This is a genomic window from Zoogloea sp. (assembly GCF_017302315.1).
Taxonomy (GTDB): Bacteria; Pseudomonadota; Gammaproteobacteria; order Burkholderiales; family Rhodocyclaceae; genus Zoogloea.
Window position 1 is genome coordinate 22,313 of sequence record NZ_JAFLDT010000051.1, and the last position, 8,644, is coordinate 30,956.

An 8,644-nucleotide genomic window follows, 5' to 3' on the forward strand; every position below is an offset into this window, starting at 1 on the left:
GGGGAAGTGCCAAGGCTGACCCATTGAAACGAATAAAGGCCCTGACTGCGCAGGGCCTTTATTCGTGAATCGTTGGGGCGACATACCGGGTTCGAACCGGTGACCACTGGAATCACAATCCAGTGCTCTACCAACTGAGCTAATGCCGCCACTGCGGATCGTCGATATGCATCGCCGACCCAATGAGCAAATTTTCCAGAGCCTGCCCGACAGGAATCGAACCTGTAACCCCCGGCTTAGAAGGCCGGTGCTCTATCCAGTTGAGCTACGGGCAGATCGCCGCGGGCACCGGGGTCAAGCTTTGGTCGGGGTGGAGAGATTCGAACTCCCGACATCTTGCTCCCAAAGCAAGCGCGCTACCGGACTGCGCTACACCCCGAGAGGCGCGAATAATACATATCCGTTCGGCTCCCGTCAAACAGGTTTCAAACAAATCTATTTCGCCCTCGAAAATGCCGTGGTGAGAACATATTCTTGCACTCTCCGTGTCAAGCCACATGGTCAGGCCGCTTTGAAGCGGCACCAAGTCCGTTTCCGCAAACGATAATAGGGCTCGATGGCTCTTCCCCGTACCCCTTCGCCGCCCCGTCGGGCGCGCCTTGCATGTCTCCTATTGGCGGGAGGCCTTCTTTCGCCCCTCGCTGTCGCAGCCAGTCAAAGCATGCCTGGCTTCATCGACACGGCAGCGGCGCCCTATCTGCTCGGAGGCGTGAGTGGCCTGGCTGCCGGGCTGGTGGCACGGCGCCTGCTGAGACGGCGGCCCCCAGCACCTTCGGCAACACCCCGGGCCAGCGAAACCCCGTGGCGGGACTTCATTGAAGCCTCCGGTGATTGGCTCTGGGAAGTCGATTCGGACCTGTGCTTCGTCGCGATTCCCGACGCACCGCCCGCTCCCAGCATCGCGCCTGAGGGCGTGATCGGCCGGAACTGGAAGGAAGTGGTTCTACCCGATCTGCCTGAGGATTTTGCCGCGGCCCTTGAGGAGACCATGGCACGCCATGGCCCGCTCGCCGCAACCCTGCCCCGCCGGACCCCGGGCGGAGAAACTCGCTACCTGGAGCTGAAGGGGCGGCCGAAGTTCGATGCGGATGGCCACTTCGCCGGCTACCGGGGCATTGGCCGGGAGGTCACCGAAAGGGCGCGGTTGGCGGCAGATCTGGAAAGAAGCGAGGAGCGCACCGTCGCACTCATCGCCTACGCCCACGACGGTTACTGGGAGCAGGATGCGGATCTGCGCTACACCACACTCACGGCCAGCTCCGGGCATCTGACCGACCTGGCCGCTGAAGACGTGATGGGAAGCCGGCGCTGGGAATTGCCCGGCGTATCGCCGACGAGCGAACCCTGGGCCAGTCATATCGCACACCTGCGTCAAATCGAACCGTTCTCCGATTTCCTGTTCTGCCGCCACGACGCACAAGGGCGTCCGGTTTGGTTGATGGAGTCCGGCATTCCGGTGTTCGATCAGCGCGGGGTCTTTGCCGGCTATTGCGGCACAACGCGTAACGTCACGGCAGAGATCGCATCACGGCAGCAACTGGCTCGGGATGAAGCCCTGTTCCGGCAGATCTTCGAGTACGCGCCCGTCGGCATGGGGAGAATCGCCGCCGATGGACGCCTCCTGCAAGCCAATCAGGCGCTCGCCGAAATGCTGGGTCGTCCCGTGGCTGACCTGATCATGCAGCCCGCGGAAGTCGCGCTGGCGGAAGACGACACGGCGGCCGGCCAGGCCTTCCGCCAGCTTGGCCTGACTGGCAAGCCCCGCGAAATCTCCCGCGAGATGACATACCGCCGCGCCGACGGCGGAAGAGGCAGGGGCCACGAGGCCGCTCGGCGCATCGATGATCCGGAAGGCGGCCCGCCAAGCCTGTTGCTGGTACGCAATGACATCACCGCCCTGCATGCGAGTGTTGCCGGCCATGAAGCAGTCGGACGAAGCTACGAGGCCCTCTTTGAGCACTCTCCCGAGGCCAGCCTTGTCGTTGTCAGCGGTCAGATCCGCATGGCCAATGCCGCCTGCCGGAAACTCCTTGGCGGCAGCGAGACGGCCCGGCTCGAAGGGATCGAGCTTCTCAGCCTGACCCACCCGGACGACCGGGAGATGGAGGCCGCACGCCTGGCGGACTTTGATGCGGATGCCCGACAGCACCGCCTGCCCCCCCTGCCACTGCGCTATCGCCGGCTTGACGGAGAGACCATCAATGCCGAGGCCGCCGGCGTGCGGATCAATTTCCAGGGCAGTCGGGCCGTGCTTTATGTGCTGCGGGATGTGACCCGCTGGCTGCTGGCCGAACAGGTGCTTCGCGAGAGTCAGGCCATGTACCGGGACGTGGTCGAATCGGTCAACGAGGTCCTTTTCCAGGCCGACGCCGAGGGGCGGATCACCTTCCTCAACCGGGCATGGCGCAATACCACCGGTTTCGACACGCGGCTGAGCATCGGTCAGAACCTCCTTGATTTCGTGATCGAGGATGACCGGGGCCGGGTTGGCCATTGCCTGAGTGCCATTCGCGAAGGCTACCAGGACATCGGGCAGTTCGAATTCCGCCTGCGCACCCAGGCCGCCAGCCCGCGCTGGGTCGAAGCCACCATCCGCCCCCTGCGTAATACATACGACCATGTGGTGGGGAGTTCCGGCACCCTCGACGACATTACCGTCCGCAAGGAAGCCGAGCAGACCCAGCGCAACCTCAACCGGGAACTTGAGGCCCGCGTCCGCGTGCGAACCGCCGAGCTGGAAGCCTCCAATCGGGAACTCGAAGCCTTCTCCTATTCCGTCTCCCACGACCTGCGCGCGCCCCTTCGCGCCATCGACGGTTTTGCGCAGATCGTCGCGGAAGACTACGCCCCCCGTCTCGATGAAATCGGCCGTGAATACCTGCAGCGCATCCGGGTAGCCACCCAGCGCATGGCCCGGCTGATCGACGATCTGATTGATCTCGCCCGCCTCACCCGCCAAAGCATGCGCCGCGAAACCGTCAATCTGAGTCAGCTGGTCGAACAGATCCTCGGAGAATTGCACCAGGAAGAACCCGACCGCCTGGTTGAAACCAGTGTCGAGCCCGGTCTGACCGCCGCTGCGGACCGGGCCCTGATCCGGGTTGCCCTCGACAACCTGCTGCGCAATGCCTGGAAGTTCACCAGCCGACGGGAGCTTGCCCGGATCCGCTTCCATGCGGAAATGCGCGACCGACAGATCGTCTATTGCGTCTCCGACAATGGAGCCGGCTTCGACATGAGCTTCGCGTCCAAACTCTTCCTGCCCTTCCACCGCCTGCATGGCATCAGCGAATTCGATGGGACGGGGATTGGCCTGGCGACCGTGCAGCGGGTCATCCAGCGCCACGAAGGCAAGGTCTGGGCGGAGTCCACCCCGGACGAAGGTGCCAGTTTCTTCTTCACGCTCAGCCACTGAAACATCGCGGCAGAACAACATCGTTGCTGCCATGCAACACTTTGTGCGTGCAGGGCCAGGGCTTCTGTCACACAATGCTTTGTGCGGCGCAACACCTGTCAGTTTATTCTCATGCGCACGCAACACCTGCGGGGTAAAATCCGCCCGACCCCATACGTGATCGACGTCCCCGTGGCAACGGCAGGTCAATAGCCGCACGAACGCACTCAGCCGAGTACTCATCATGAACGAACAGCATTACCTCACGCCCCTCTTCGAACCCCGCTCCGTGGCCATCATCGGTGCCAGCGAAAGGGAAATGTCCCTGGGCAACATCCTCGTCCGCAACATGCTGGAAGCAGGATTCAAGGGAAAGCTTTTCGCCGTGAATCCCAAGCACGAATCAGTGCTCGGCGTACCGTGCTACAAGAGTGCAGAGGACATTCCCCAGCGCCTCGATCTGGCCGTCATCACCACCAAGGCCGACCGGGTTCCGGCCATCGTTGACGCCTGCGGCCGTGCAGGCACCAAGTGCGTCGTCGTGTTGCCCTCGGGCTTTTCCGATGCCGGCCCGCGCGGTCGCATGCTCGAGAAGAACACCTTCGAAAACGCCCGTCGACACCGTATTCGCCTGCTGGGGCCGAACTGCCTGGGCGTGCTGCGCCCCGAGCTGGGCCTCAACGCCAGCTTTGCCGACGGTGGCGCGATCAAAGGCTCCATCGGCCTGATCTCCCAATCCGGCGCCCTCTGCTCCGCCATTCTCGACTGGGCGCGCCCCAACAATGTGGGCTTCTCATCGGTGGTGTCCCTGGGCACCTCGGTGGACATCGACTTTGGTGAAGTTCTCGAATACATGGTGTCGGACTCCCGTACCGAGAGCATTTTCCTTTACGTGGAAGGCATCAAGGATGCTCGCCGCTTCGTCAGCGCCCTGCGGGCTGCCGCCCGGGTCAAGCCCGTGCTGCTGATCAAGGTCGGCCGCCACCCGGCCGGCTCCCAGGCCGCCTTGCTGCACTCGGGCGCGATGGTCGGCGAGGACGCCGTGTTCGACGCCGCCCTGCGCCGTGCCGGGGTGATCCGGCTGTACACCCTGGGCCAGCTTTTCGCTGCCGCCAACGCCCTGTTCTCCCATTTCCGCCCGCGTGGCAACCGCCTCGCCGTCATCACCAACGGAGGCGGGCCGGGCGTGATGGCCGCCGACCGCGCCGCCGACCTGCGCATTCCCCTTGCCCAGATCAGTGACGGCACCGTCGCCAAGCTCAACGAAATTCTTCCGGCCAACTGGTCGCACTGCAATCCGGTGGACATCATCGGCGATGCCGACCCGGAGCGCTACGCCAAGACCCTAGAGATCGTGCTTGCCGACGAGAACGTGGAAGGGGTTCTTACCATCCTCACCCCCCAGGCCATGACACGCCCGACCGAGGTCGCCCAGAAGATCATCGATATCGAACGGGCCGCGGACAAGCCGGTATTCACCTGCTGGATGGGCGAGGAGCAGGTGCGCGAAGGGCGCAAGCTCTTCGAAGCGGCCGGCATCCCCACCTTCCGCACCACAGAACCGGCCGTCGAGCTGTTCGGCCACATCTCGGCCTACTACCGCAATCAGAAGCTGCTGGTGCAGACCCCCAGCTCCCTGTCCTCCGATCTCAACCCGCCGTCCGTCGAGAGCGCCCGGTTGGTGATCGAGACAGCCCTCTCCGAGCGTCGCAAGAACCTCAACGAGATGGAGTCCAAGGCCCTGCTGGCCGCTTTCCGCATTCCCATTGCACAAACCGTGGTGGCCCGTTCGGCCACGGAGGCCATGGTGCTGGCCGAGGAACTCGGCCTGCCCGTGGCCATGAAGATCGACTCCCCGTCCATCACCCACAAAGCCGAGCTGGGTGGCGTGCGCCTGAACCTGCGCGGCCTGGCCGCCGTGCGCAGCGCCTACCAGGAGATCCTGGAAGAGGTGAAGAAAAAGCGCCCCGATGCCATCATCAACGGCGTCGCCATCGAGCCGATGATCCTCAAGCCCTATGGCCGCGAACTGATGGTCGGTGCTTTCCGCGACCCGGTCTTCGGCCCGGTGATCACCTTCGGTGAAGGCGGTGCCCACGTGGAGATCCAGAAGGACCGTGCCGTCGCCCTGCCCCCCCTGAACAACTATCTTGTCCAGGATCTGATCAAATCCACCCGCGTGGCGACCCTGCTCGGCGAATACCGCAACATGCCGCCGATCAACATGGAGTCGCTGGAGTTCGTGCTGCTGCGCATCTCCGAAATGGTCTGCGAGCTGCCGTGGATCCGCGAGATGGACATCAACCCCTTGATCGTGGACGAGAACGGTGCCGTTGCCGTGGATGCCCGCATCGTGGTGGACAACATCGCCCCCACGGCGGACCGCTACGACCACATGGCGATCCATCCCTACCCGTCCCACCTCATCACCAAGGTTTCGATGCCCGAAGGCGAGATCGTCATCCGCCCGATCAAGCCCGAGGATGCAGACCTGGAAGTCGAGTTCGTACGCAAGCTGACGCCGGAAACCAAATACCTGCGGTTCATGAACACCATGCGCGAGCTGCCGCCTGCCATGGTCGCCCGCCTCACCCAGATCGACTACGACCGGGAAATGGCCTTTGTGGCCACCATTGAGGAAGAAGGTGCGGAGGTGGAGATCGGGGTGGCCCGCTATGCGGTCAATCCAGACGGGGAAACCTGTGAGTTCGCCATCGTCGTGGCCGAGGACTGGCAACACCGAGGCCTGGCCCGCCGCCTGATGGGCGTGCTGATTGAAACCGCGCGCAACCGTGGCCTCCACGCCATGACCGGGATCTTCCTGTCCAACAACGACCGCATGCTCAAGTTCGTCCAGAGCCTCGGTTTCGTGCTCACCAACGATCCGGAAGATAACACCATCAAGCATGGTGCCCTGATGCTGCAGGGCTGATGATGGGCAGCGCACCCACCAACCCCGTGCGCTGCGCCTGGTGCGGGGATGATCCCCTATACCAGGCTTACCACGACACCGAGTGGGGCGTTCCGCTCCACGACGACCGGGCGCTGTTTGAACTCCTGACCCTCGAAGGTGCCCAGGCCGGGCTGTCGTGGATCACCGTCCTGCGCAAGCGTGAGACCTATCGCGAAGCCTTCGCCAACTTCGATCCGGCCAGCGTTGCCCGCTTCACGGAGGCCGATCAGGCCGCGCTGATGCAGAACCCGGGCATCGTCCGCAATCGCCTGAAGATCTCCTCCACCGTCGAGAATGCCCGCGCCTTCCTGGCCATCCAGGCCGAGTTCGGCAGTTTCGATACGTGGCTTTGGCGCTTTGTGGACGGACACCCCATCCAGAACAGCCTGCGCAGCCTGGCCGACGCCCAGGCCAGCACAGCCCTTTCCGACGAACTCAGCAAGGCGCTCAAGAAGCGCGGCTTCCGTTTCGTCGGCAGCACCATCTGCTACGCCTTCATGCAGGCCGCCGGCTTGGTGAACGACCACACCACTGACTGTTTCCGCCACGGGGAAGTAGCCGCGTTATCATCGCGCCCTCTGTAACCCGCACCCTCCGGAATCATGACTGACCCGATTGAAATGGCCGAGCTGCACGGCCAGCCCGTCATCAAACTGCAAACCCCCGACGGCGCCGTCGCCCTGATCAGCCTGTTCGGCGCGCAACTACTGTCGTGGACGCCGGCCGGCGGCGAAGACCGCCTCTACCTCAGCCCGAAGGCCATCTTTGATGGCCACACCGCCATTCGCGGTGGCGTCCCAGTGTGCTTCCCCCAGTTTGCCGGCGAAGGCCCCCTGCCCAAGCATGGCTTCGCCCGAAACAAGGCCTGGAAGGTGACCAACAGCCGCGCCGGCAAGGATTTCGCCGTCACCACCCTGCAGCTCGAGGATGATGCCGACACCCGCGCCCTGTGGCCCCACGCTTTTTCAGCGGAGATGAGCATCTCCATCGGTGGCGGACGTCTGGACATGGAACTGGAAGTCACCAATACCGGCGACGCGCCCTTCAGCTTCACCACCGCCCTGCACACCTACCTCAAGGTGCGCGAAGTGGAAGCCCTGCGCATCGAGGGGCTGCGCGGGCTTGACTATCGGGATTCGGCGGACGACAACAGGGTGAAGAAGGAAAGTGGTGTCGGCGTGCTCATCGAAGACGAGACCGACCGGATCTACCACGGCACGCCACCAACCCTGCTGGTGCGCGAAGACCACCGGGCGATGGGCATCCACGCCGAGAACTTTCCCGACGTGGTGATCTGGAACCCCTGGGAAGACAAGTGCCGCCAGCTGGCCGACATGCCCGCCGACGGCTTCCGCCGCATGCTCTGCGTGGAAGCGGCGGCTGTGCGTCAGCCCATCGAACTGGGCGCCGGCGCCTCCTGGTGGGGCCGGCAGACCCTCGTGGCGATGTAAGGCAGCTTCACTGCCCTCGGTGCTTGTCAGTTGGTTGAAGCCCGCACGGCATCTGCCACATTGCGGCCATTCACCCGCACCACCGCCACGGTATGGCCGGAACCATCCACCTCCACCGGCTCCACCGTCACGCTCCCCGCATCCAGCGCCCGTTGCAGGCGCTGGGTCGCATGCTCGGAGCTCATCCCCGGATCACGGGCATCCAGCCCCTGAACACGGATCTTGCGGCCACTCTGATAGAAGGTTGCCCCATCCATCGCGTAAGCCCGCGCCACCCCGCGCCCGGAGCGAGCCTGGGGCTGCGGCTGGGGCGCAGCGGCCGGCGCGACAGCCGGCACAACCGGAACAACCGGAACAACCGGCGTGGCACGCTCCGCAGGAAGCTGCGCTGGCTCGGACACTGGCGGAGAAGACGGACGTGGCGCTTCGGCGGCACGCGACGCGTTCAGGGCTGCCGCTGCGGCAGCCGCGGCCTCGGGGCCGGACAGTTCGGAAGGTGCCGGGGTATAGCGAGCAACGGGCCTGGGCGCCTCGCTGGTTGTCGGAGCAGGCATCTCGGCCACTGTCGTCGGACGGGCTGCAGCGAGGGAAACCTCTGCCGCAGGCGGCGGAAGGGTCAGTGATGCACGGGGCGCCGTGGCAGGCGCTGCCACCCGCCCCTGGAGCTGTCTCACAGCCTCGGCGCGGGAAATGGGGGGCGAACTGGGAACGAAAGCCTCGCGCCCGATGGGTGCAGCACCGCCCCTGAGAGCGGGCTGACGCGCTACAACCGGAGCCGGCGTCGGCACCGGCTCCAGCGCCGGCTCGACACGGCCGCGACGCAGGCCGCGGGGCTCACGCGCCACC

The 8,644-nt window shown here is 64.6% G+C and carries 4 protein-coding genes, 3 tRNA genes and 1 pseudogene; 4 read left to right on the forward strand and 4 right to left on the reverse strand.

Annotation, left to right across the window (positions count from 1 at the left end; all coding sequences use genetic code 11):
• Window positions 1-73: 73 nt before the first annotated feature.
• The 3 genes from J0L98_RS14670 to J0L98_RS14680 form a co-directional block, all read right to left on the reverse strand.
• Window positions 74-149, reverse strand: a tRNA-His gene (locus J0L98_RS14670).
• Between the two features lie 52 nt (window positions 150-201).
• Window positions 202-275, reverse strand: a tRNA-Arg gene (locus tag J0L98_RS14675).
• Window positions 276-302: 27 nt separating this feature from the next.
• Window positions 303-379: transfer RNA gene (locus tag J0L98_RS14680), tRNA-Pro, on the reverse strand.
• Window positions 380-661: 282 nt separating this feature from the next.
• On the opposite strand from J0L98_RS14680, the gene J0L98_RS14685 reads away from it, so the two are divergent.
• The 4 genes from J0L98_RS14685 to J0L98_RS14700 all read left to right on the forward strand — a co-directional run bounded on the left by J0L98_RS14685 (window position 662) and on the right by J0L98_RS14700 (window position 7,798).
• A complete protein-coding gene (locus J0L98_RS14685) occupies window positions 662-3,415 on the forward strand; it encodes a PAS domain S-box protein (RefSeq protein ID WP_296412516.1) in 2,754 nt (917 codons plus the stop codon).
• Window positions 3,416-3,638: 223 nt separating this feature from the next.
• Entirely contained in the window at window positions 3,639-6,326 is a 2,688-nt protein-coding gene (locus J0L98_RS14690; RefSeq protein ID WP_296412517.1) for a bifunctional acetate--CoA ligase family protein/GNAT family N-acetyltransferase, read from the forward strand.
• A complete protein-coding gene (locus J0L98_RS14695; RefSeq protein WP_296412518.1) occupies window positions 6,326-6,931 on the forward strand; it encodes a DNA-3-methyladenine glycosylase I in 606 nt (201 codons plus the stop codon). Before J0L98_RS14690 ends, J0L98_RS14695 begins: the two co-directional genes overlap by 1 nt.
• An 18-nt stretch (window positions 6,932-6,949) precedes the next feature.
• Window positions 6,950-7,798 (forward strand): D-hexose-6-phosphate mutarotase, encoded by an 849-nt coding sequence (locus tag J0L98_RS14700; protein WP_296412519.1) that lies wholly within the window; start codon window positions 6,950-6,952, stop codon window positions 7,796-7,798.
• Between the two features lie 26 nt (window positions 7,799-7,824).
• Here J0L98_RS14700 and J0L98_RS14705 read toward each other — a convergent pair.
• Window positions 7,825-8,644: pseudogene (locus J0L98_RS14705) on the reverse strand (hypothetical protein); the annotation flags it as partial.